The organism is Vulcanibacillus modesticaldus (assembly GCF_001730235.1).
Lineage (GTDB): Bacteria > Bacillota > Bacilli > Tepidibacillales > Tepidibacillaceae > Vulcanibacillus > Vulcanibacillus modesticaldus.
On sequence record NZ_MIJF01000067.1, the window covers coordinates 15,746 to 41,013 of the forward strand.

Genomic DNA, 25,268 nt, shown 5'->3' on the forward strand with positions numbered 1-25,268 from the left:
GTAATAACTGTGTCTTATGAGATTAAGCTTGATTTTTTTGAAGGTCCATTGGATTTATTGTTGCATTTAATTGATAAAGAAGAAATGGATATTTACGATATTCAAATAGCCAAAATTACTGATCAATATCTTCAATATATTAGAACAATGCAAACACTTAAACTTGATGTAACAAGTGACTTCTTGGTAATGGCAGCTACTTTATTGGCTATTAAAAGTAAAATGTTACTACCAAATTACCCAAAAGATATGGAACCTATGCTAGAGATGGATGATTATTATGAGGAAGACCCAAGAGAAGAATTGGTTAAAAGGCTGATTGAATACAAGAAATTCAAGCAACTTTCTTCAGAACTTAGGGAAAGGGAAATTGAGCGAAGTAAAATATTTACTCGTTCACCTCAAGATTTGACCCCATATATTGTTCATGAGGAAGAAAATCCTGTTCAAGGAATTAGTTTGTATCATCTTGTTGATGCATATGAAAAAGTATTGTCTAACTATTCTTATAATGAACCGTTGACTACTCTTGAGCGTGAAGAGATATCTGTTAAGGACAAAATTGATAGTATAGTTCAAATTTTAAAAGAAAAAAGAGGGATAGTTCGTTTTTCAGAACTTCTCCATCATCAAAATAGTAAATCAGAAATTGTTGCGACATTTTTAAGTATTTTGGAACTTATGAAACAAAAATTGATAATCTGTATCCAAAATCAACTCTTTGATGAAATAGTAATTTACTATTCCACAAACGAAGGAGTGGAAAAAGATGGATTATGAAAAGATAAAATCGATTATTGAAGGATTACTTTTTGTTGTGGGAGATGAAGGAATCGATAAAAAACAATTGGCATCGATAGTCGGCATTGATACTGAGACGGTTGAAGATGTCATTTACGATATGATCGAAGATTATAAAAGGGAACATCGGGGGATTCAAATAGTTCAAATTGTTGATACCTACCAATTAACTACCTTACCAGAACATGCTGAATATTTTGAACGACTAGCAACTTCACCTACTCATTCAAGTTTATCACAAGCTGCCTTAGAAACATTGGCGATAATTGCCTACAAACAACCTATTACAAAGGCTGAGATCGACGACATCAGAGGGGTAAAATCTGATAGGGCAATCAAAACTCTAATTAATAAAAGATTAATAAAAGAAGTGGGAAGAATGGATGCAATTGGCAGGCCAATACTATTTGGGACTACAAAAGAATTTTTAGATTACTTTGGGCTAAAGAATTTGGAAGAGTTACCGCCTCCAACTGAACAGATCGAATTAGAAGAAGATGATGAGGATTTATATTTATTCTCATAATCTTCTTTTTTTTTATAATACATTTTCTTGAATTCAATTTTTATTCTTAGAGAATACTACCATCTAGTGGAGTGATGATGATGGGTTTATTAGGGTATATTTTAATATTCATCTTATTGTTAATTATTTTATTGATCTTTTCTGAGGTTAAAATTCATATCTTATATAAAAAAGATCAAAATAATGACTTTATGGAGGTAAATCTTTGGTTTTTATATCGACTAATTCATATCAAGAAGAAAATATCATTAATTGACGCTGATGCAAAAGACCGTGGGATAAAGTATAAGAGTAGTACAAATGTTAATTCGGTTCCAAAACCAGAGACAAAAAAAGAACGGATCACAGTTGAGAAAATAATCGATTGGAATAAAAAATTTAAGCATTTATTAAAACGAGTTCATAATTTAAAAAAAGAAGTCAATGCGTTTTTAAAACATGTAAAGATCGATTTATTTATCTGGGAATCAAAGATCGGAACAGGAGATGCGATGGAAACAGGGATTGTTACTGGAGTTGTTTGGGGATTAAAAGGGTATATATTAGGGTTGGTTTCAAAGTACACTGTTGTAAAAAGTCTCCCCTTTTTGGATGTTAAACCCATTTTTACTAACAAGATATATCATAGCAGATTTGAGTGCATATTACGTTTTAGAATAGGGTATCTTATAGTAACAGGAATACGTCTAATCTTTAAGTTTTATAAAGGGGGCAGAAAAGTATGGCAGGAGAACATCCTATCCAAGGCCTGATGAAGACTGCCATGGAGAATATAAAAGAGATGGTTGATGTGAATACCATCGTTGGAGAACCTGTGGAAACTCCCGACGGTAGTGTTATCCTACCGATTTCAAAAGTTGGATTTGGTTTTGCGGCTGGTGGAAGTGAATTGAATTTTGAATCATCTGAAGAAAAAGGTAATGGTGGACCCCAAGATAAACCATTTGGAGGGGGAAGTGGTGGAGGAATATCGATAACTCCAGTTGCTTTTCTTGTTGTAAGTCGGACTAATGGAGTACAATTACTTCCATTAGATTCAGAAACTCACATTTATGAACGTTTGATCAATTTGGCACCACAGTTAATGGAAAAATTGCAGAACTCCCTAAAAAATAAAAAACAAGATGCTAGCGAGAATAATCAACAAGATTATTTATCGTAGCTAATTCTGTGTATATGGTCTTTTTCTAAGCGCAATTAGTTGCGCTTTTTCCATTAATATCAGGTTAAGCAGATGTTCATACCCAAATTTAAAATGCATATATATTAACTAGACAGGTTAGGAGGACAACTATGATTACATTTAAGTTTCAAAAGAAAATATTGACATTAATACTATTATTATTATCTTTTTCAATCATTACAGACGAAGTATATTCTCAATCAACCTTCGAACCAGAAGTTAGTGCCGAAGGTGCAGTACTAATTGATGTAGATAGTGGTCGAGTGCTCTTTGAAAAAAATCCTGATAAAAAAATGCGGATTGCCAGTCTGACTAAAATAATGACGGCGATTATTGCCATTGAAAATGGTAACTTAAATGACTTGGTTACTACAAGCAGCAACGCACATGGGGTTGAAGGTTCTTCGATATATTTGAAGAAAGGCGAAAAGTTAACACTTGAAGATATGTTGTATGGATTAATCCTAAGATCGGGAAATGATGCTGCTGTAGCAATTGCTGAACATATTGGAGGTTCTATCGAAGGTTTTGCATACTTAATGAACGAGAAAGCAGCATATCTAGGAATGACTAATACTCACTTTGTTAATCCCCATGGATTAGATAATAAAGACCATTATTCTACTCCTAGAGATATGGCAATTCTTACAGCTTATGCTTTAAAAAATCCTGTATTTCGGAAGATTGTCAGTACTAAGGTTAAAATTGCTCCTTCTGAAGGAGAGTCTTGGAATAGAAGGTGGATTAATAAAAATAAATTATTGTATAGGTATAAATGGGCTGATGGTGTAAAAACAGGATATACTAAATTGGCTAGAAGGTGCCTAGCATCTTCTGCAACAAAAGATGGTGTTCAATTAGCAAGTATTACCTTAAATGCTCCAGATGATTGGAATGATCACATTAAGTTGTTTGAATACGGTTTTAATATATATGAACATAAAAAGATAGTTAATAAAGGGGAAAAAATCGGTAAAATTCGCGTTGGAAAAAAATATTATGAGCTAATGGCAGTTGAAGATTTTTCTTATCCTATAAAAGCAGAGGAAAAAGAATTAATAACCAAAAAAGTTGCTTTGATAAAAAATATCCAAGAATTAAATATTAATGAAATTAGTTCAAATCAAATTCTTGGACGGATAAAATTTTATTTAAATAACAAGTATATTGGCAGTATACCGATTCAATTAAAGAAAGAAAAGCAAAATTAAAAGTGATTAACATTTTATAAGAATCTGGAGAGGAGAATAGTTATTGGTCAATTGGATTTGGTTTTTATTAATCTTATTTGGCATTATAACAGCTGGAGTTACAGGGAATATTGAAGTTGTTAATAAGGCAATTTTTGAGGGGGCTAAGTCTGGTGTAACTATTAGTTTCGGATTAATTAGCATTTTAACCCTCTGGTTAGGAATAATGAAGATTGCTGAAGAAGCGGGTATGCTAAGACAAATCGGACGTCTTCTCCGTCCTTTAGTTGGGTTTTTATTCCCAGATATTCCTAAGGATCATGTGGCAATAGGGTATATTATCTCAAATATGACTGCAAATATTTTTGGTTTAGGTAATGCAGCTACCCCAATGGGAATAAAAGCGATGAAAGAATTACAAAAATTAAATCCCCACAAAGATCGTGCAACAGCTTCAATGTCCACCCTTCTTGCTATAAATACTTCAAGTATTACTCTAGTTCCTACTATAGTGATATCAATAAGAATTACGTATAATTCTGCAAACCCTACAGAAATCGTTGGTACAACAATGATAGCTACAATATTTTCGACTGCAGCAGCTATATTATTGGACAGATGGTATCGATTTAAAAACATAAAAAATAAATAGCTTCACATAAATGTCATTAAACAGAAGAAATTTATTTATTTGTTAGATAGAAAAGATGTTTTATAGTTTAGGAGAGGAGATGGACTTCTTGACCCAAATAATTACAGGAATCTCATCATGGATCATTCCTGGATTAATTAGTTTGATTATTGTTGTTGCTATTTGGAAGAGAATTCCTGTCTATGAGGCTTTTGTTGAAGGGGCTAAGGATGGATTCCAAACAGCAGTTCAGATCATTCCATACTTAGTAGGAATGATGGTTGCTATCACAATCTTTAGAGAATCAGGTGCTTTACAGTTAATAACCCAGAGTCTTAATCCTTTTTTTAATTTTTTTAATTTTCCTTCAGAAGTTTTCCCATTAGCAATTCTCCGTCCTATTAGTGGGACAGGCGCTTTGGCATTAACTAGTAATTTAATTGCTACTTATGGACCTGACTCGTTTATTGGAAGATTAGCCTCAACGATGCAAGGAAGTACTGATACAACATTTTATATCATTACCGTATATTTTGGGGCGATAGGTGTTAAGAAGACGGGGTATGCAATTAAAGTTGGTTTGATTGCAGATTTAGTGGGAATCATAGCTTCATTTATTGTTGTAACACTATATTTCAAATAAAATTAACGCAAAAATTGCAATTAGGAATATGCACTATTATTATATTTATGGTACACTTGTCACAGCAGAAAGTAGAAGTAGGTGAATGATGTGGAAAGGCTTCAAAAGGTTATTGCACATGCTGGTATCGCATCAAGACGTAAAGCTGAGCAACTAATTACTGATGGAAAAGTATCTGTAAATGGAAAAATCATAAGAGAATTAGGAACAAAGGTTGATCCTAATAAAGATGATATTCGAGTAAATGGAGAGCAAATTTTTATTGATGATGAGAAGATCGTTATCTTATTTAATAAACCAGAAAGAGTAATTACGAGTATGGATGACCCCCATGGTAGAAGAAAAGTCATTGATTTTATTGATATTACAGAACGCGTTTATCCTGTAGGAAGATTGGATTATGATACTGAAGGTTTATTATTATTGACAAATGATGGAGAACTAGCCCATCGCTTAATGCATCCTAAATATGAGATAGATAAAACATATGAAGTAACAGTTGAAGGGATTCCTAATGAGAAGGCTCTAAGTGAACTTAGGCATGGAATAAAGCTAGAAGATGGAATTACCTCTCCTGCTCAAGTAAAGTTAATAAAAAAACTTGGTAGACAAGCAAAAATTATTATTACAATACATGAAGGGAAGAAACGTCAAATAAGAAGGATGTTTGAAGCGATTAACCATCCTGTAGTAAAGTTGAAAAGAATTAAATATGGATTTTTAACTTTAGATGGTGTTCAAAGAGGAAAATATCGGATTTTATCGAATACTGAAGTATGTAAATTAAAAGAAATTGTTAAGCTCAAATGCTAATTTTTTTCTTAGTTTAATTTAAAAAATTATGCGATACTATTTATAAAATTTTGATTTAGAAATGGTAATTGGAAGGGTGAAACAATGGACTCAAGAAATAATTATCACGTATTAATAGTTGATGATGAGGGCAGAATCCGCAGACTACTGAAGATGTATTTAGAAAGGGAAGGTTTTGTCATCGATGAAGCAGGTGATGGAATATCAGCTTTAGAAAAGGCATTAGCAAATAATTACGATCTAATCCTGTTAGACATTATGTTACCAGAAATGGACGGCACCGTGGTATGTAGAAAGATCAGAGAGGTTAAGTCCACTCCTATCATAATGCTAACTGCTAAAGGTGAAGAAGTTAACAGAGTTCAGGGATTTGAAGTTGGAGCTGATGATTATGTTGTTAAGCCTTTTAGTCCAAGGGAAGTTGTTTATCGGGTTAAGGCTATCTTAAGGAGAGCCTCAGCAACGGCATATCTTTCAACAGAAAATACAAAGACCAATAATATTATCGTTTTTGATCAATTAGTTATAGATAATGATGCTCATCGTGTCACTATTGATGGACAAGAAGTGAGCCTTACCCCAAAAGAATATGAATTATTACATTTCTTGGCGAGTAAACCAGATAAGGTATTCAGTCGGGAAGAGTTATTAAAAAATGTATGGCATTATGAATTTTTTGGAGATTTGAGGACCGTTGACACTCATATAAAACGACTAAGGGAAAAAATCAATAAGATCTCCCCGGATATTGCTAAAATGATATCGACTGTTTGGGGAGTTGGATATAAGTTTGAGGTGCAAAAATAGGTGATATTTCGTAGTATAACTCGTAGTGTAGTAGGTAAATTATGGATAACGATTATTGCTATTGTTGCTGTATTATTCCTTTTATTAAGTACGATAGTATTTAAATATTTTGATAATCATTATTATACCCAACAGTCTAATTCTCTTTCAGCTCTAGGCGAAGAAATTTCCTTAATAATAGAAAAGAATCCAAATAGAGAAAAAGCAATAGAGATAATAGACGATATTTTACGAGCATATGAAACAAATATGGTGATAATCAAAAAGGATGCAACGGGTAAATATCCTCAAATTGAAAAATTATTTTCTCCTGAAGATATCAAACTAATATTGGAAAATCAAAAAAATGTTGTTAGGATAAGCGATGTTTCTTATAAATATTATTTAACATTTGATAAAGTAGATGATTTTCTAGCCATAGCATATCCTTTATCAGAAAATGGTAAAGACATCGGGGTAATTATCTTGTATCAATCTCTTGAGAGGTTGTACGAGGTAACAAATAATTTGAAGAAAATTCTATTGTTATTTGTTGGGATTGCTAGTGTAATAACCACTTTTTTTTCCTTCTTTTTGTCATATAAAATCACAGCTCCGATTAGACAGATGAAAAAAGCAGCTGTACAAATGGCAAGGGGAAATTTTAAACATAAAATCAGTATTCGTACAACAGACGAGATAGGTGAACTGGCGGATAGTTTTAACAAAATGGCAAGTCAATTGGCAGAAACCGTACAAGCATTATCTGATGAAAAGGAAAAACTAACAAATATTTTAAAAAGTATGGCCGATGGAGTAATTACGGTCAATCGACGGGGAGATATAATAGTAACAAATCCACCTGCAGATAAATTGCTTTTATGGGAAAAGGAACTTCCGGATTCAATCAAAGAAATGCTGGAAACCGTAATAAAACAAGAGGTAAATGTAAAGAAGGATATAAATTTACATGGAAGGATATTATCTGTTGTAATGGCACCTTTATTCTCAGATAAGGTTGTTAATGGTGCTGTAATGCTATTGAGGGATGTAACCTATGAAAGAAAATTAAATAAGCTTCGTCAGGACTTTCTTGCCAATGTTTCTCATGAATTGAGGACACCAATTTCGATGATCCAAGGTTATAGTGAAGCAATCATCGATGATATGGTTTTATCACCAGAAGAGACAAAGGAATTAACTCATATCATTTACGAAGAATCTTTGCGAATGGGTAGATTGGTTAATGATTTATTGGATTTAGCTCGAATGGAATCGGGGATGTATCAAATCCAATATAGTAAAACTGATATCAAACTATTAATCGATAAGATGATCAGGAAGTTTTCATCGTTAGCACAAGAGCATAAAATTGAACTGATAAGTGATTATGATCCGAAACTACCTGAAGTATATGTTGATGGTGATCGTATTGAGCAGGTTTTAACAAACTTAGTAGATAATGCTATTAGGCACACCAAAAATGGAGGTAAAATTACTATCAGAGCCAAATTGAAGTCTTCAGATAACTTTTTATTAGAAGTTAGTGATACTGGAGAAGGAATACCTGAACAGGATATCCCCTATGTATTTGAGCGGTTTTATAAGGCTGATAAAGCTAGGACAAGGGGCAACTCTGGTACTGGACTTGGATTATCAATTGTAAAAAATATCGTTAATTCTCACGGAGGAACAATATCGGTTGATAGTAAGATTGGACAAGGTACAACATTTTCGATAATTATTCCCACAAACATATAAGAACTTGAGGAAACTACACGATAAAGTAGTTTCCTTTTTTTTATCTATGATTTGCAAAAAAGCAGATCAATGACTTATTTTGGTATGAATTCAGAGAAATATGGCCAAAATGGTAAATCAAAAGAGTAGTTTAAGAAATAAATTACTAAAATATTGTAAATATTTATACACTATGCTACATTTAAAAAAGGTATAGAATAATATTTATTTATACCTAAAGGATATTTGCACAAAGAAATAGGAGTTAAAGCTTGAGGGAGTTTACAAAAATGAAGGGATTTTTCTAGCAGAAAGAGAAGATGGTAGAGAGAGCAAGTTAATTACGAAAAGGAGGAAATTTAGCAAATGGAAACTATGACATTAACATGGATAGCCTTTTTTGCAGGAGTAATTTCAATCGTGTCTGCAGGAATATTCTTGGCTATCGTTCTTAGAGAGAGTATGGGTACTTCACGGATGAAAGAATTGTCTGATGCAATTTTTGAGGGAGCAATGGCTTTCTTAAACAGACAATATAGAACATTACTACCTATAGTTGCAGTTATTACAATAGTATTGTTTTTCGTAGATCCTTCCCTTTTTGCTCACGGTGCTGAAGGAGCAGAATCTCTACCTAAAACAGCTCTACCTATCTCATTTTTAGTTGGTGCTATCTCATCAGCACTAGCTGGATATGCTGGTATGATTAGCACAACTAAGTCAAATGCTCGTACAACAAATGCTGCTAGAACAAGTCTTGGCAAAGCTTTAACTGTATCATTCCGTGGCGGTGCTGTAATGGGACTTTCCGTTGCCGGTTTAGCATTAGCTGGAGTGTCAGGGTTATTTCTTGTGTATGGAAATCCTGTGGTAATCAATAGTTTTGCTTTTGGAGCTAGTGCTGTTGCTCTATTTGCAAGGGTTGGTGGCGGAATTTATACTAAGGCTGCTGACGTTGGTGCTGACCTTGTAGGTAAGGTAGAAGCAGGTATCCCAGAAGATGACCCACGAAATCCAGCGGTTATTGCGGATAACGTTGGAGATAATGTAGGAGATACAGCAGGAATGGGGGCAGACTTATTTGAGTCTTATGCAGCAACTAGTATCGCAGCTATGATTATCGGTAATTCAATTTTAGGTATTGAAGGAGTTATTTTTCCATTATTGGTTGGTGCCCTTGGTATCTTTGCAGCAATAATAAGTACTTTCTTTGTAAAACTTAATGATGATGAAGGTAATCCACAAACTGCTTTAAACATTGGTTTATGGTCAACTAATGCCATTATTGGTGTGGGTACATATTTTGTTGCAAGCTATCTTTTTGGTGATAATAGCTTAGGAATATGGTTGGCGCTATTATTTGGATTGATCACTAATATTGCAATTGGTTACTTAACTGAGGTTTATACTTCTTATCATAAGAAGTCGGTAAAGTTGATTGCGGAAGCATCATTAACCGGTCCTGCTACTAATATCATCAAAGGTCTTGCAGTTGGCTTAAGAAGTACTGCGGCACCAATGCTTGTGATCGTATTAGCAATTGGTGGTTCGTACTATGTGGCACAAGAATTGGCAAATGGTTTTGGTATTTATGGAATAGCAATGGCGGCAATGGGAATGTTATCAGCTGCAGGAATGGTTGTTGCCATAGACTCTTTTGGACCTGTGGCAGATAATGCTGGTGGTATAGCAGAAATGGCTGAATTAGGTCCAGAAGTACGTAAAAATACTGATAAGTTGGATGCCGTGGGTAATACAACCGCAGCAGTCGCTAAAGGATTTGCGATCGGTTCTGCGGCACTAACTGCAATGGCTCTATTCACAGCATATGCAAAATCTGCAGATTTATCAGCTATAAACTTACTAGATCCAATGGTAGTTGTAGGATTATTTATTGGTGCTACAGTACCGTTTGTTGTAGCATCCCAGGCGATGGATGCGGTAGGTAGAGCGGCTTTTGAAATGATTGAAGAAGTGAGAAGACAGTTCAGAGAAATTCCAGGTATAATGGAAGGTAAAGCTAAGCCTGATTATGCAAGATGTGTAGACATCAGTACAAAGGCTGCGATCAAGGAAATGGTGGCTCCGGGTGCATTAGCTATTGGAACTCCTATCGTAGTTGGTTTCTTACTTGGACCACTAGCTTTAGGAGCGACTTTGGCAGGAGCTACAGCATCAGGGGTACTGATTGCTATCTTCATGTCAAATGCTGGTGGTGCTTGGGATAACGCAAAGAAATATATTGAAACTGGTGTTCATGGTGGAAAAGGTACAGATGCTCATGCAGCAGCAGTTATTGGTGATACAGTAGGAGATCCATTCAAGGATACAGCTGGTCCTGCGATGAACCCACTTATTAAGGTTATGGGTACCATTTCTTTAATAATCGCTCCAATTATCGCTGCCTTATTTTAGTCTACAATAACAAAATAAAATAATACTTTAAAAGAGCTGACTCAGAGAGAAGGTAAAGTTTCCTTTTGATGTCAGCTCTTTTTGGTTGTTAAAAAAACCACCTAGAATATCTAGGTGGTTCTATGTACCCGATTGACTTACTCTTCAATCTTAATGGAATCAGTTGGGCAACCGTCTGCTGCATCACGAACATCATCTTGTAAATCCTCTGGGATATCAGCAGTACCTTGGTTGTCATCCATTACGTTATATGCAATACCATCATCATCAAAATCAAATACATCAGGAGCAGTTGCACCACAAGCACCACATGCAATACAGGTTTCTTTATCTACATATGTTTTCATAGTTTTCACCTCCCATATTTAATAAAAGGCTATAAGATAAGTTAATTATTAACTTACCTTATTTATTTTAGAGTGTCTTTACTCATAATGCAAGTCTATTTAAGAACTTTTGTGGATTTTTGGATTGTTTTGGTTAATTTTAAAGGTTATTGGTTCGTATTAATAAAAATTAGGAATTTCGGGTAGAATTTCATCAGAATACCAGTTTGAATACTTTAAGAAATCCTTATCATGTACCGATTCGGAAGAGATCAGTAAGTCCACAACATCAATTAAATCTGTCGTATTTTTGTTGCCGTTTGTCCTTAAGATTGCGTCGATATGTACAGTAATATCTTCAGGACGATAAAATGTATTGATGGCTTGTTCCGCAATTATCTTAGCTATTATAAAATTTTTTTTATGAAGATTCGCTTTACTCCAAACATTCCAGTCAATTTTGGTATCCTCAACAACTTGGTCATTACCATCGTGTAATATTTGTTCCCAGATCCAAATACTACGATAAAATTCCCGTTGACTACTTAGGTATTGTGCTATTGCTTGATTGATTTCTTGTTTTTTGCCATTTGATAAAACTTTAATCACCAAATTAATATTATCTTTTAATTGATCAACAGCTTCTTTTAATTGAGGAGATTCAAATGTATAAATTTCTATATCAGACAGAAGACTATTTCCTACGCTAATCATAGAGGTTTTTATTTCCTCGTTTATTGGTTCTTCTTTGTTTATCAGTTGATAAATATCTTGATTATATGCTCGGATTGGTGCAAATATTTGATAATAAAACTTGGTAATTTCGTTTTTTGTATAAATGGGTTTTTCATTTGTTGTTACGTTGAGGGCATCACTATTTTTAATTTTATTCTCCATTACCTTAGCTCCGATAAAAAAACCCGCGATAAAGGAAGCTAATAAAAAGATAATAAAGTAAACAATAATATAATCTTTTAAAGTTAGTTTATCAGTGCTCATCTTTTATCCTCCAAAGATAATTGTTCTCTTACATTAAGTATAAGAAAAAAAACGAGAAACTTAAATGAAAAATATGCTAATATGTAAATATTACAGTACTAAATGCATGAAGGAGAAGCCATGAAGTTAAATCGGAAGATAAATATTACTGAAATAGATCATAAATTGCTAATCTTTAATTTGTACTTAACTCAGTTTTTAATTTTAACAATTGCTTTATTGCTTTATTATATATTTTTTGATCTTAATCCACTAGAGGTTGTTAATTACTTATTTCCTGAAAAAATAACTGATAAATTTTATTTAGGTTTAGTTTTTGGTATTTTAGTAGTAGCTATTGATTTATTAATGTCTAAGTTGTTACCAAAAACATGGATAGATGATGGAGGAATTAATGAAAAATTATTTAGTAATTTATCGATTTGGCACATTGCTGTAATGACGACTATAGTTGGATTTAGCGAAGAATTACTTTTTAGAGGAGTCCTTCAATCGTTATTAGGGATATTGGGTACGAGTGTTATTTTTACGATTATTCATGTTAGATATCTAAATAAAGTGGTTTTAGTCACATCTACTTTTTTGATAAGTATCGGATTAGGAATATTGGTTATGAATGTAGGTTGGTTTGCAGGGGTGGTTGCGCATGTTACTATAGATTTCTTGTTGGGTGTCACCATCAAAAAAAGGTGGTTAATATATAAGAATTAAGTGACAAATTATAACGTTTCTGCAGGAAAAAAAAGAAAAATGTCGAATTCTTGGCATGAAGTATAAAGAAAGGTGGGATTGTCGTGGTAGAAGACTTTGAACGAGAACACGAAGAAATGGAGATAGCTATGAAGACAGATCATCATTCTTTACCACCAAGAAGTACAATTCATGGTTCTAATGAATATGGCAATTCTATCAAAATAAACTGGAATTCCGCATATTTATTTATTAGTTCTTTTGTTTTTATAGTCGTTATTGCTTCTCTCATATTTTTTCAATTATCCGGACATAAAAGTGAAGAGGTAGATATAGGTTTGCAGGAGAATAATGAAATATCATATTCTTCAGGAGACTCATTAGTGGTTGATGGACAAGAAAATATTGAAAATAATGAGAGTACAATAGAAGAAGATGAAGATCTAGGTGTTACCTCTTCAAGTGAAACTGACTCACAAATTCTAGATGGGGTAGAACAAACCACAGTTGAAGTAAACAATGATGATCAAGATGCAACCATTCATGTCGTAGCACCTGGAGAGAATCTGTTTAGGATCAGCCTAAAATATTTTGGTTCAGGTGAATATGTGGAAGCTTTAGCTAAATATAATGGTTTAGCTGACGTAAACGATATTTATGCTGGTTTTGAATTAAAAATTCCTAGCAAAGAAATTTTAGACAATATTGATTAGATCAAGCAATAGTCCTCGAGTAAATAAATTGAATGGGGACTATTTTTTTGTTAGCAATCTATTTCAAATTGTGCCGAATTTTAGATACTTAGTGACGAAAATTTGGCATTTAGTTTGTTTTAGGTGGGAGGGATCTTTATTAATTATAAAAATTCGAAGATAAAGACCGTTGAAAAAGAGATGTTAGAAGCGATTTTAGGGACGATTGATGAGGGAATACACGTTGTAAATCAAGAAGGAATAACAATATTCTATAATCATGTGGCTGCTAAACATGATGGTTTGCAAGTTGAGGAAGTATTAAATCGTCATTTATTTGACGTATTTCCATCTTTAAACAGAGAAAGTAGTACGTTATTAAAAGTGATTGAAACCGGAAGGCCAATTATTAATCAACATCAACAATATACGAATAAGAATGGATTACAGGTTGTTACTGTTAATACCACTTTACCTATAATAGTAAATGGCAAACTAGTTGGAGCTGTTGAGATTGCCAAAGATATAAGTAAGATAAAGCATCTTTCAGAAAAGTTAATTGATTTACAATCCCAGGTCAAAGCTCCAGTCATCAACAAAAGCTCTAAAGTGGTCCAAGCAAAATTCCAATTTAACGATATTATTACCCAAGATCCTAAAATGAAAAAGTTGATAGAATTAGCTAAAAAGGCTTCTTTTACGGACTCTCCGATACTAATTGAAGGTGAGACAGGAACGGGGAAGGAATTATTTGTTCAATCTATTCATAATCATTCTCCACGAAGAGATCAGCCGTTTATCGCCCAAAATTGTGCGGCTATACCAGTACCCTTATTAGAGGGGATACTCTTTGGAACTGTAAAAGGTAGTTTTACAGGAGCAGAAAATCGTCCAGGTTTGTTTGAATTAGCTCATAATGGAACCTTATTTCTTGATGAGATAAATTCGATGCCGATTGAACTTCAGGCCAAATTGTTGCGAGTTTTACAAGATGGAATAGTGCGTAGAGTTGGGGATACATTTGATCGTCGTGTTAATGTTAGGGTGATAGTAGCTACCAATGTGAATCCAATCGAAGCAGTAAAAAATGGCGCAATTCGCTCCGATTTATATTATCGAATTAATGTTGTACATCTTAAAATTCCACCCCTTAGAGAAAGATTGGAAGATATTCCTCTGTTATCAAAATATTTTATTCAAAAATATAATTATCGTTTTCAAAAACTAATAATTGGGGTATCTCCCCAAGTTGAAAAGATATTTCAAAAATACTTTTGGCCTGGGAATGTTCGAGAATTAGAGCACGTCATCGAATATGCTATGAATATCATAGAGGGAGATACCATTGAACTCTTAAATCTTCCGGAGCATTTGCAATCATTAGAGAAAGAAAAAGATTATTTATTTTGTAATGATATTGATATCGAAGATAAAAGCCTTAGAGATATTTTGGACAATATTGAAAAAGAGTTGATAACAAAGGCATTAAAGGTAGAAAATAATAATATCAAGAAAGCAGCGAAACGCTTGAAGATTCCTAGACAGACATTGCAATATAAGATTATGAAGTACTTTAAATAATTTGTTTACTGAGAGATATAGTGCCTGATTTTCGGCATTAAAGAGCTATTTTTTAAAAATCGTAAATACGCTACTTAACAAAAACCACTAAGAGAAGTGGTTTTTTATTTTTTGGCACAAAATTTGCAATATTAACAATAATAGAAAAATAATCATTTTGATTTTACAAGGAAATGTATCTCGATTATAGCGAGGAAGAGGGGAAAAAGTTTGAAAAAAGGACATTTTTACGGTATTCATCGGGTAATAGAGCCTAAGGGGAGTTTACCACAGCCTGCATGGAAAATAGATAACACAATGACCCTATATGACAACGAAATTTTAATTGATGTAAAGATATTAAATATTGACTCAGCTTCCTTTAATCAAATGAAAGAAGCAGCAAATGGTGATTTAGAAAAGGTAAAAGGGTTTATTTTGGATACTGTTGCTAAGAGGGGTAAACAACATAATCCAGTAACAGGCTCTGGTGGTATGTTAATTGGAATTGTTGAAGATATTGGTGTTAACAGCCCAGCCTTAACTAAAGGATTAAAGAAAGGGGATGAGATAGCAACTTTAGTATCTTTATCCTTAACACCTTTGTTTATCGAGGAGATTATCAAGATAGAGGAAAAAACAGCTCAGGTCTTTATTAAGGGAAAAGCTATCCTTTTTGCTAGTGGTGTATATGCGAAATTACCAGATGATATACCTAGAAAGTTAGCCTTGGCAGTACTAGATGTAGCTGGTGCACCAGCACAGACGGCAAAAATGACACGAAAAGGAGAAACAGTTGTTGTTTTAGGGGCCGGTGGCAAATCAGGACTCTTGTCCTTGTATCAAGCAAAAACAAAAGCGGGAGCAACAGGTAAGGTGATAGCTTTAGAATACGATTCTAGTGCGGTTAAGATGATCGAGGAATTACAAATTGCTGACGAAGTATATCAAGTTGATGCCCGGGATTCACTTGAGGTTTTAAAAATAGTTGAAGAGGCAACTAATGGAGAGTTGGCGGATCTTACTATTAATTGCGTAAATGTCCCCGATACTGAAATGTCATCAATTTTAGCGACTAAGGATGAGGGTAGGGTGTATTTCTTTAGCATGGCAACCAGTTTTACAAAGGCGGCACTAGGTGCAGAAGGTGTTGGAAAAGATATAGAAATGATTATTGGTAACGGATACACCAAAGCTCATGCCCAAATTGCTTTTGATACGATTCGTTCAGCAACTTTATTAAGGTCGTACTTTGAAGAAAAATATGGGAAATAAAAGAAATGTTTTGATAAAAAGGAACCTTTTATAAATTTATAAGGAGGAGAATAAAGTGAGGGATTGGCGGGAAGTTGAATTATGGAAAGATGTTTCGAAGGAGCAGTGGAGTGATTGGTTGTGGCAATTGACACATACAATTAGGACCATTGATGAGTTGAAAAAGGTTGTTACTTTGACTCCCGAGGAGGAAGAGGGGATTAAAGTAGCTAATGCAACTATCCCATTAAATATCACACCATATTATGCAATGTTGATGGATCCGGATAGCCCTAATGATCCAATCAGACGTCAAGCAATACCATTATCATATGAAAGTTTAAGGACTAGATATGATTTAGAAGATCCATTACACGAGGATACAGATTCCCCTGCTCCTGGATTAACACATCGTTATCCCGATCGGGTGCTATTTCTTGTTACTAATCAGTGTGCAATGTATTGTCGTCATTGTACTAGACGACGTTTTTCAGGGCATATTGGTCAAGGGGTACCAAAAAAGCAAATTGATTCTGCTATCAATTATATTCGCAATCATCAAGAAATTAGAGACGTTTTATTGTCAGGTGGAGATGCCTTACTAATCAATGATCGTACCTTAGAGTATATCTTAAAGGAACTGCGAAGCATTCCCCACATAGAGATTATCCGCATTGGTACTCGTGCTCCAGTAGTATTTCCACAGAGAATCACTGATAGCTTAGTAAAGATAATAAAAAAATACCATCCAATTTGGATTAATACCCATTTCAATCATCCAAAGGAGATAACTAAAGAAGCAAAAGTTGCTGTCGAGAAACTAGCTGATGCCGGTGTACCATTAGGAAATCAATCAGTACTATTAGCCGGAATTAATGATTGTCCTAACACAATGAAAAAGCTAGTTCATGAACTGGTAAAAATCCGTATTCGTCCATACTATATCTATCAATGTGATTTATCCCAAGGAATAGGTCATTTTCGTACAACTGTTTCTAAAGGAATTGAGATTATAGAAGCTCTTCGTGGTCATACATCAGGTTATGCAGTACCTACATTTGTTGTTGATGCACCTGGTGGCGGTGGAAAAATACCTGTTATGCCAAATTATGTTGTATCTCAGAGTGCCGATAAAATAATTTTACGCAACTATGAAGGGGTAATTACCTCATATCCTGAACCTGAAAATTATCGTCCACATGATAAGGAAAACTGTGAATATTGTAAAAATCAGAAAGGAAAGAGTGAAGGAGTATTTGCAATTATGCAAGATGAGTTGACGACAATAGAACCTAGTAAATTAAGAAGATTAAATAGACGATCTGAAAAAAATGATCATATTAAAAAAATAAATTGAAAAGGCGATAAAGATGGGCTATCAAACGATTAGTATTATCGGGCTATCCAAAAATGCTGGGAAAACCACATTACTTAATCATCTAATTAAGAAATATCAGCGAGAAATGATTAAAATCGGGATCACTACAATCGGTGTCGATGGAGAACAGGAAGATGGATGGACCGGAAATAAAAAACCAGCAATTTTAGTTCCTGAAGGTACGATTATTGCCACCGTATCGGATGGCCTGAAGATAGGAACAGCAAGATGGCGAATTCTAGAAAAATTAAATTTACATTCATCAATAGGAGATATTTATTTAGCGGAAGCCATTCAAGAAGGGACTGTTAAATTATTGGGGATTCCTTCAACAGAAGATATTTCCCATTTATCTAGCAGATTTGAGGATTTTGGGACAAAAAGATTATTAGTTGATGGAGCCTATGACCGTTTATCAAGTGCCAATCCTCTAATTACGGATTCAACATATTTAGTAATTGGAGCTAGTTTACATCGTCAGGAGTTAATTTTTTGGAAAAAGGTTGAGGAAAAAATACGTCCCTTCTTTTATGACAAGGTTAAGGATGAAAAAATTTTAACTTTAATACAATCTTGGGAAAAGGAACAAAAAATAATTATCATGCAAGGTGATAAAATAAAAACCTTTCCTGCAGCATATCTTTTTACTAATGACATTATTGAGGAATTAGAATGGATGTTATTGCCAGGGGTATTGACCGATAGATTATTGATGAAAATGATTCAGGAAAAAAAGATATTTAATATCGTTTTACAAAATGGATTAAAGAGTTTTGTTTCTTCAACATTAGAAGAAAAATGGCAGAGGCTAGGTGGATCAATCCAAGTAGTAAACTCGATAAAAATCAACGGAATAGCCTATAATCCTTATTCGCCAGAAGGTTATTCTTTTTCCTCAAAATTAATGGAAGAGAAGATAGAACAAATCGTACAAAAATACACAAAAGAAACTATCCCTATTTTTGATGTTTGGCGAGATAAATTAAAAGTTCATTGAGACTGAAATACGTTAAGGAGAGATTTGGATGAATGATGATGTAGTTATACGGGTGAGAATGAGTCAAGCGGATGCCCATTATGGCGGCGATTTGGTTGATGGTGCTAGAATGTTAGCCCTATTTGGTGACGTGGCTACTGAATTATTAATACGACTAGATGGTGATGAAGGCTTGTTTGTGGCCTACGATATGGTTGAGTTTAAGGCGCCGGTGTATTCAGGAGATTACATTGAAGCAAGAGGACGGATTACTAAAATAGGTAACACATCAAGGAAGATGTCCTTTGAAGCGTATAAAGTTATAGAAGCTAATATTGATCCTAAGGTGCCATCTAGGGCTAGAGTCTTAGATAAGCCTCTTTTAGTAACCAGAGCGACTGGAACCTGTATGGTGCCTAAAGAATTGCAAAATAAGAGGGATTGAATAAACTAATTTTATCAGTTTGAGGTGGGATGATGGAAAAAGTTATTATTACAGCTGCGGTTGTTGGTGCAGAAATAACAAAAGAGGATACTCCATATTTACCTACTACCCCTGATGAAATCGCCATTGATGTAGAAAAAGCAGCTAAAGCTGGAGCAGCTATTGTTCACTTACATGTGAGGGATAAAGAAGGAAGACCGACCCAAGACAAAAAGATTTTTGAAGAAACGATCAAGAAAATAAGAGAGAGAGTAGACATCATAATCCAAGTTTCTACAGGTGGGGCCGTTGGGATGACACCCGAAGAAAGAATTCAACCGGTAACCTTAAATCCTGAAATGGCAACTTTGACCACAGGTACTGTTAATTTTGGTGATGAGGTTTTCTTAAATAAACCTGAAGATATCAGGAGTTTTGCCAAGGAACTTAAAAAATATGGAGTAAGAGCAGAATTTGAGATTTTTGATGTAGGAATGATTTTTAATGCAATGAGATTAGTTAACGAGGGATTGGTAGAAGGGCATCTGCATTTTGATTTTGTGATGGGTGTTCCTGGAGGCATTCCGGCAACTGCTAAACATTTATTACATTTGATTGATCATCTTCCAAAAGGAGCAACTTGGTCAGTAGCTGGAATTGGGCGTCATCAATTACCTATGGCGATGCTTGCCCTTCCTTTAGGAGGACACGTAAGAGTTGGGTTAGAGGATAATATCTATTACAAAAAAGGTGTTTTAGCAAAGAGTAACAGCGAGTTAGTTGCTAGAGTGGTACGACTTGCTGAAGAACTTGGCCGAGAGGTTGCAACTCCAAAGGAGGCTAGGAAAATTCTTGGACTAACTTCAGATTAACTAAATTTTTCCATGAAGATAAAGGAGAATGGAAAATGTCATGGTTTATCGAGGATACGAAACAACAAATATATTTTGAGGAAGTTATCAATCCCTATGTTCCACAAAGTAAATTAGCTAGGAAGCTATGGAATAATATGCAACCTTATCAAATTGGTGAAGAAGAAAAATGGAATGAGGAAATGGAACAGTTAACAATCCTCATTCAAATGTTAAAGAGAAATAAATTTTTGTTACAGGAGCTAGATCAACTCTATTCTAAATTTAATGATATTCAATTATTGCTAGACTGGATAATTTATCAGGATTATTCCAGAATCGATCCATTGATAGATGGCTTTCATATTAAACAATTTTTGTGGTTTAGTCATTCTCTTAGTGAAATTATAAATCAAAATTTAAACGATAATGAAAAAGCTCTTTTAGTAAATACCAATTGGTATAAGATGCTTCAACATGATTGGGGAAAATGGTTACAACGGCTACAACCAAGTAGTACTGCAAGAAGTTATTATCCAGATTTTGCTTTACAGGATATTGATGATCAAAGATTAAAGGAATTAAGAAGAAGAAAGCGGGAGTTGCTGAAAAAAATATATCACCTTGAAAAATCACACAAAGAACAAGTGGAAAATAAGTATAAGGTGACACTCAACTCTGAAGGCTATTTACTGTTACAAACGACAGATGATAGATTGCCAAGAATCTTAGAAGATCATCTATTTAAGCTTCTTCGTCAACAGGGAGAAGAAATGGTTTTTCGACTTGTTCCTTTAGAGCTAGAAAGGAAAATAGCTAAAGATTTAACAGATTTAGAACAAATGATAGAAAAGGAAGAAGAACGAAGATTTAAAGAATTTTTAGCTCAATTTTCCGTTGAAGCCAAAGAATTGATAAATGCTCATCATCAATGGACGAAGATAGAAGTATTGTATAAAAAAGCGCAAATGGCTATCGAATTAAATGGTGTAAAACCGATAATTAAGAATTCCACTACCAAGGAAGATGTAAGATGTAACATTCTATTAAAAAATGGGATTCACCCCTTTATTAGAGAAGTTTGGCTTCAAAAACAACATGATATGAAACCGATCACTATAGAGTTGGAGGATAAGGTTTCTGTACTATTTGGCGCAAATATGAGTGGTAAAACCATAATATTACGTACTGTTGGATTGATGGTAGCATTAGCCCAATATGGATTTTACGTTCCAGCTGAGGAGTTTCGTTTTTCCTTCATTTCCCATTTATCTTTAATTACTGGTGATTTTCAGGATATTAACATGGGATTAAGTTCCTTTGGTGCTGAAATAGTACGTATTAGCAAGAATCTTTCCTTTGGTGGTAAAGTTTTTTACTTGATTGATGAAGTGGGGAGAGGTACTAATCCCATTGAAGGAGAAGCTATTGCAATTGCTATTCTTAGATATTTAAGAAAAAAAGCAGGAAGTTATTCGCTATTTGTTTCTCATTTCCCCAATCTTATCCAAGAAAAAGGGATAACCCTATATGAGGTAAAAAATTATCAACCAACCAAAATGGATGGTGGAAAGATGGTTTTTGAAGCTATCACTGTGGCAGAAAATTTAGGATTACCAAGTGAAGTAGTTGAAGATGCTAAAAACTATCTTCATCAGTTACGTAGTAGGGAGGATTAGAATGGGTAAGTTATATTTAAACCAAGATTTAATAGAAAAAGCAAGACATTCTGCTAGTGTTATTGCTGATCAAATAAATGAATTTGTTGACAAAAGAAGTACTGATACCATTGAAAGAACTTTATTGAGATTGATGGGGATAGATGGAGCAAATTCCGAAGGAATACCTTATGTTAACCTTTTAGTAGATCATTTAAAAGAACAAGGAAATCTTGATGAAGGTGCGGTGAAATGGGTTTGTAGAGCAATGATAACCTATGGAATTTCGGCCCAAGAAGTTGCTAATGCCGTTGATCAAAATAAAATTGATTGGGTAGCGTGTAAAGGGGTTTCAGAGGAGGAAGTTAAAGAACTTGGGTATAAACTAGCGAAATCTGGTTTAGAGCAGATAAAACGACAAAGGGAAGAAAGAAATAAATATCTAGAAAGATTAGGTGAAGGAAACCAACCTTATCTATATGTGATTGTAGCAACTGGGGATATTTATGAAGATGTGATCCAAGCTCAAGCTGCAGCAAGACAAGGTGCGGATATTATTGCTGTTATTCGTACTACCGGTCAAAGTTTACTTGACTATGTTCCATATGGTGCTACTAGGGAAGGATTTGGAGGAACATATGCTACTCAAGAAAATTTTAAAATCATGCGAAAAGCTTTAGATGAAGTTGGGGAAGAGGTTGGTAGATATATTCGCTTATGTAACTATAGTTCTGGTTTATGTATGCCAGAAATTGCAGCGATGGGAGCAGTAGAGCGATTAGATGTTATGTTAAATGATGCCTTATACGGAATATTATTTAGGGATATAAATATGCAAAGAACACTAATTGACCAAGCTTTTTCAAGAATGATCATTGCCTATGCTGGGATTATCATTAATACAGGAGAAGACAATTATTTAACCACTGCAGATGCAGTAGAAGCTGCACATACAGTGTTAGCTTCCCAATTTATTAACGAACAATTGGCAAAACGTGCTGGATTAAAAGAAGAACAGATGGGATTAGGACACGCTTTTGAAATTAACCCTGATTTTGAAGACGGTTTCTTACTAGAATTAGCACAAGCTCAAATGGTAAGGCAAATTTTCCCTAACGCACCGATTAAATATATGCCTCCCACTAAATATATGACAGGAAACATCTTTAAAGGTCATATCCAAGATGCAATGTTTAATTTTGTTGGAATGTTGACTGGACAAGGGATTCAACTATTAGGGATGATGACGGAAGCGATGCATACTCCATATATGCAAGATCGACAACTATCTATAGAAAATGCTAAGTATGTGATGAATAATATTCGTCACTTAAGCGAAGAGATCCAATTCCTTCGAGGTGGCAGATTAGAGAAGAGGGCAAATGAGGTACTAGAAAAAGCCGCAAAAATGCTAGATGATGTTGAGCAATTAGGATTATTTAAAGCTATTGAACAAGGTATGTTTGCCGATGTGAAACGTTCTTTTGTTGGTGGCAAAGGTTTAGACGGTGTCTTTGATAAAAGGGATGATTATTTTAATCCATTTGAAGAATTGCTAAAGAGAGAATTAGGAGTGGGAGGTAAGGTAAATGAGCATTGATTTTACAAAAATTAAACCTTACGGCGACACTGTAAATGATGGTGCAGTTCAATTAAGTTTTACCTTACCTGTTCCCTATGGAGATGAAGCTAAAGAAGCGGCAAAGTTGATAGCAAAAAAAATGGGATTAGAAGAAATTCAAGTGTATCATATGAAGGATTTAGGCGAGAATTTCACCTTTTTCATCCTTTACGGAAAACTGATTCACTCAATTGATTTTACCAAGATTAAAGTTTCGAAGTTAGAAAATAAACGCATGGATTTTTATGAAATTAATCGCAAAATAGAAGAAGAAATAAAAAGAAAAATAAAAGTAGTAGGTGCTTGTACTGGAACAGATGCCCATACTGTTGGGATAGATGCGATTATGAATATGAAAGGTTATCATGGTGAATATGGTTTAGAACGTTATCAGATGATAGAAGCCTATAACTTAGGTGCACAGGTAAGTAATGAGGATTTACTGGCAAAAGCGATTGAAGTTGATGCTGATGTCATTTTAGTTTCTCAAGTTGTTACACAAAAAGGAATTCATTTATCTAACTTAACGGAATTGGTTGAATTAGTTGAAGCGGCAGGACTTCGAAAGAAAGTACTACTAATATGTGGTGGACCTCGAATTAATCATGAATTGGCCTTGGAACTAGGCTATGATGCTGGATTTGGTTCGGGAACTGTTGCTGCTGATGTGGCTTCCTTTATAGTTGATCAAATGATAAAACGGAATATAACATAGAATTAATGTTCTATTAATACCAATTTAATATGCTCTAAAATTAAAGCAGGAGGGAAATCAACCCTCCTGTTTTATTACAAACATAGAATTTAATACTGTTATATAATAATTTTCTCTTCTGTTACAACACAGATTCTTTATCATTTTAAAAAAAAGATCACAATTTTAGTTGATATTAACATATTTGTGACATGTAATTTAAAATTTTATTAAATAATAAAAATCCTGTTGCTCGACTTCTTTTATACTGTTATAATCGGAGTGTGGGGATGTGACATGCATTATTTTCATGCAATGTAAACGGTGTACATCAAATTAAAAATTAAGTTGTTTCATTCTTTACTCAAAAGTCTGTTACAGGCTTTTATTATATGGTGAGGGGGTATTTTTTTAATGTCTAAATTACCGATAAAAAATGACCTTGGCTTTTTTGAAATTCGACTTGAGTCGATTGGAGGACTAGGTGCTCATTTAGCTGGTAAAATGTTAGCTGAAGCAGGGGTGCTTGGTCTTGGCTTAAACGGTGCTCACTTCTCTTCCTATGGTTCAGAGAAGAAAGGTACTCCAGTTAAGTCTTTTGTTCGTTTTAGTGAAGGTGAACTACGTATTAGTAGTCCAATAGAACGTCCACACATTATCGGTGTATTCCATGAAGCATTATTCAAAACAGTTGATGTTGCAAATGGTTTATTGCCGGACGGAGTTATTATTGTAAATACCAGTAAGTCAGTTGATGAAATTCGTGAGGAATTAAATCTTAAATCAGGAACTGTAGCTGTTGTAGATGCGCTAAATATTGCAGTTGAAGAGAAAACACGTGTTAATACAGCTATGTTAGGCGCAATCTTTAGAGTAGCTGAATTCTTAAATCCTGAAGCAATTAAAAATGTTATTCGTGCAACATTTGAAGAAAAGTATCCTCATTTAGTTGATTCTAACATTAAAACATTTGATCGTGGATATAACGAAGTAGTATTTAAAACATTTGAAGCAGACCAAAATGCAGTATCAGAATTTGTTCGTCAAAAATCAGCGGTTGGATACGAAACCCAACCTATCGGTGGTGTTATCACAAATCCTGGGAATACAATCCTAAAAGATTTAAGTGGTTCTCGTCAAGGATTCTTACCTGAGTACAATGCTGATAAGTGTATCAACTGTGCTAACTGTGATATCGCGTGCCCTGATTTATGCTTTGTTTGGGAAGAAAAAGAGGATAAAAAAGGTCGTCCTCAAATGTTCTTAAAAGGTATTGATTATCAATACTGTAAAGGATGTCTAAAATGTGTAGATGTATGTCCAACTGGTGCGTTAACAACTATTCGTGAAACTGATGGATATGCTGACGAACATCGCGTACCTCACAAATTTAAATTAGCTTCTAATTAAGGGAGGA

Annotated in this window: 25 protein-coding genes; 23 read left to right on the forward strand and 2 right to left on the reverse strand. The window is 34.3% G+C overall.

What is annotated here, in order from left to right:
* Window positions 1-9 precede the first annotated feature (9 nt).
* The 11 genes from BHF71_RS09800 to BHF71_RS09850 all read left to right on the forward strand — a co-directional run bounded on the left by BHF71_RS09800 (window position 10) and on the right by BHF71_RS09850 (window position 10,728).
* Window positions 10-780 (forward strand): segregation and condensation protein A, encoded by a 771-nt coding sequence (locus BHF71_RS09800; RefSeq protein ID WP_069657459.1) that lies wholly within the window; start codon window positions 10-12, stop codon window positions 778-780.
* Entirely contained in the window at window positions 770-1,327 is a 558-nt protein-coding gene (gene scpB / locus BHF71_RS09805) for an SMC-Scp complex subunit ScpB (protein ID WP_069657460.1), read from the forward strand. The genes BHF71_RS09800 and scpB overlap by 11 nt, the downstream gene beginning before the upstream one ends.
* A gap of 80 nt (window positions 1,328-1,407) precedes the next feature.
* Window positions 1,408-2,079 carry a DUF2953 domain-containing protein gene (locus tag BHF71_RS09810; protein WP_069657461.1) on the forward strand — a complete coding sequence of 224 codons (672 nt, stop codon included), beginning with the start codon at window positions 1,408-1,410 and terminating at the stop codon, window positions 2,077-2,079.
* Window positions 2,049-2,489 carry a GerW family sporulation protein gene (ytfJ, locus tag BHF71_RS09815; RefSeq protein WP_069657462.1) on the forward strand — a complete coding sequence of 147 codons (441 nt, stop codon included), beginning with the start codon at window positions 2,049-2,051 and terminating at the stop codon, window positions 2,487-2,489. Before BHF71_RS09810 ends, ytfJ begins: the two co-directional genes overlap by 31 nt.
* A 131-nt stretch (window positions 2,490-2,620) precedes the next feature.
* Complete coding sequence (locus BHF71_RS09820) at window positions 2,621-3,721, forward strand: D-alanyl-D-alanine carboxypeptidase family protein (RefSeq protein WP_069657463.1); 1,101 nt, start codon at window positions 2,621-2,623, stop codon at window positions 3,719-3,721.
* A gap of 43 nt (window positions 3,722-3,764) precedes the next feature.
* Complete coding sequence (locus tag BHF71_RS09825; protein WP_069657464.1) at window positions 3,765-4,352, forward strand: nucleoside recognition domain-containing protein; 588 nt, start codon at window positions 3,765-3,767, stop codon at window positions 4,350-4,352.
* Window positions 4,353-4,431: 79 nt separating this feature from the next.
* Window positions 4,432-4,974, forward strand: a complete 543-nt coding sequence (locus BHF71_RS09830) for a spore maturation protein (RefSeq protein WP_069657465.1) — start codon at window positions 4,432-4,434, stop codon at window positions 4,972-4,974.
* A gap of 90 nt (window positions 4,975-5,064) precedes the next feature.
* Window positions 5,065-5,787 (forward strand): pseudouridine synthase, encoded by a 723-nt coding sequence (locus tag BHF71_RS09835; protein ID WP_069657466.1) that lies wholly within the window; start codon window positions 5,065-5,067, stop codon window positions 5,785-5,787.
* A gap of 84 nt (window positions 5,788-5,871) precedes the next feature.
* Window positions 5,872-6,594, forward strand: coding sequence for a response regulator transcription factor (locus BHF71_RS09840; RefSeq protein WP_069657467.1), 723 nt, complete (start codon window positions 5,872-5,874; stop codon window positions 6,592-6,594).
* Window positions 6,595-8,334: an ATP-binding protein gene (locus tag BHF71_RS09845; protein ID WP_084024492.1), complete on the forward strand. Its 1,740-nt coding sequence runs from the start codon at window positions 6,595-6,597 to the stop codon at window positions 8,332-8,334.
* A gap of 345 nt (window positions 8,335-8,679) precedes the next feature.
* Window positions 8,680-10,728: a sodium-translocating pyrophosphatase gene (locus tag BHF71_RS09850; protein ID WP_069657468.1), complete on the forward strand. Its 2,049-nt coding sequence runs from the start codon at window positions 8,680-8,682 to the stop codon at window positions 10,726-10,728.
* 137 nt (window positions 10,729-10,865) lie between these two features.
* Here the strand turns inward: BHF71_RS09850 and BHF71_RS09855 are convergent, their stop codons facing one another.
* The gene (locus tag BHF71_RS09855) at window positions 10,866-11,075 is read right to left on the reverse strand and encodes a ferredoxin (RefSeq protein ID WP_069657469.1); all 210 of its coding nucleotides are present in this window, start codon (window positions 11,073-11,075) and stop codon (window positions 10,866-10,868) included.
* Between the two features lie 159 nt (window positions 11,076-11,234).
* Complete coding sequence (locus tag BHF71_RS09860) at window positions 11,235-12,053, reverse strand: hypothetical protein (protein ID WP_069657470.1); 819 nt, start codon at window positions 12,051-12,053, stop codon at window positions 11,235-11,237.
* Between the two features lie 120 nt (window positions 12,054-12,173).
* Between BHF71_RS09860 and BHF71_RS09865 the strand changes: the two genes are divergently transcribed.
* The 12 genes from BHF71_RS09865 (at window position 12,174) to BHF71_RS09920 (ending at window position 25,261) form a co-directional block, all read left to right on the forward strand.
* Window positions 12,174-12,764: a CPBP family intramembrane glutamic endopeptidase gene (locus BHF71_RS09865; protein WP_069657471.1), complete on the forward strand. Its 591-nt coding sequence runs from the start codon at window positions 12,174-12,176 to the stop codon at window positions 12,762-12,764.
* Between the two features lie 83 nt (window positions 12,765-12,847).
* Entirely contained in the window at window positions 12,848-13,456 is a 609-nt protein-coding gene (locus tag BHF71_RS09870; protein WP_069657472.1) for a LysM peptidoglycan-binding domain-containing protein, read from the forward strand.
* A gap of 180 nt (window positions 13,457-13,636) precedes the next feature.
* Window positions 13,637-15,016, forward strand: a complete 1,380-nt coding sequence (locus tag BHF71_RS09875; RefSeq protein WP_069657517.1) for a sigma-54 interaction domain-containing protein — start codon at window positions 13,637-13,639, stop codon at window positions 15,014-15,016.
* Window positions 15,017-15,226: 210 nt separating this feature from the next.
* Window positions 15,227-16,270, forward strand: a complete 1,044-nt coding sequence (kdd, locus tag BHF71_RS09880; RefSeq protein ID WP_069657473.1) for an L-erythro-3,5-diaminohexanoate dehydrogenase — start codon at window positions 15,227-15,229, stop codon at window positions 16,268-16,270.
* Between the two features lie 55 nt (window positions 16,271-16,325).
* On the forward strand, window positions 16,326-17,606 hold the full coding sequence (gene kamA / locus BHF71_RS09885; RefSeq protein ID WP_084024494.1) for a lysine 2,3-aminomutase: 1,281 nt from the start codon (window positions 16,326-16,328) through the stop codon (window positions 17,604-17,606).
* Window positions 17,607-17,619: 13 nt separating this feature from the next.
* A complete protein-coding gene (gene kamB / locus BHF71_RS09890; RefSeq protein ID WP_069657475.1) occupies window positions 17,620-18,624 on the forward strand; it encodes a lysine 5,6-aminomutase reactivase subunit KamB in 1,005 nt (334 codons plus the stop codon).
* A 28-nt stretch (window positions 18,625-18,652) separates the two neighbouring features.
* Window positions 18,653-19,048 (forward strand): 3-aminobutyryl-CoA ammonia lyase, encoded by a 396-nt coding sequence (kal, locus tag BHF71_RS09895; protein WP_069657476.1) that lies wholly within the window; start codon window positions 18,653-18,655, stop codon window positions 19,046-19,048.
* A gap of 32 nt (window positions 19,049-19,080) precedes the next feature.
* Window positions 19,081-19,899, forward strand: a complete 819-nt coding sequence (gene kce, locus BHF71_RS09900) for a 3-keto-5-aminohexanoate cleavage enzyme (RefSeq protein WP_069657477.1) — start codon at window positions 19,081-19,083, stop codon at window positions 19,897-19,899.
* Between the two features lie 35 nt (window positions 19,900-19,934).
* On the forward strand, window positions 19,935-21,557 hold the full coding sequence (gene kamC, locus BHF71_RS09905) for a lysine 5,6-aminomutase reactivase ATPase KamC (protein WP_069657478.1): 1,623 nt from the start codon (window positions 19,935-19,937) through the stop codon (window positions 21,555-21,557).
* Window position 21,558: 1 nt separating this feature from the next.
* Complete coding sequence (gene kamD / locus BHF71_RS09910; RefSeq protein WP_069657479.1) at window positions 21,559-23,136, forward strand: lysine 5,6-aminomutase subunit alpha; 1,578 nt, start codon at window positions 21,559-21,561, stop codon at window positions 23,134-23,136.
* A complete protein-coding gene (kamE, locus tag BHF71_RS09915; RefSeq protein ID WP_069657480.1) occupies window positions 23,126-23,872 on the forward strand; it encodes a lysine 5,6-aminomutase subunit beta in 747 nt (248 codons plus the stop codon). Before kamD ends, kamE begins: the two co-directional genes overlap by 11 nt.
* A 393-nt stretch (window positions 23,873-24,265) precedes the next feature.
* The gene (locus tag BHF71_RS09920; protein ID WP_069657481.1) at window positions 24,266-25,261 is read left to right on the forward strand and encodes a 2-oxoacid:acceptor oxidoreductase family protein; all 996 of its coding nucleotides are present in this window, start codon (window positions 24,266-24,268) and stop codon (window positions 25,259-25,261) included.
* The last annotated feature ends 7 nt before the right edge of the window (window positions 25,262-25,268 follow it).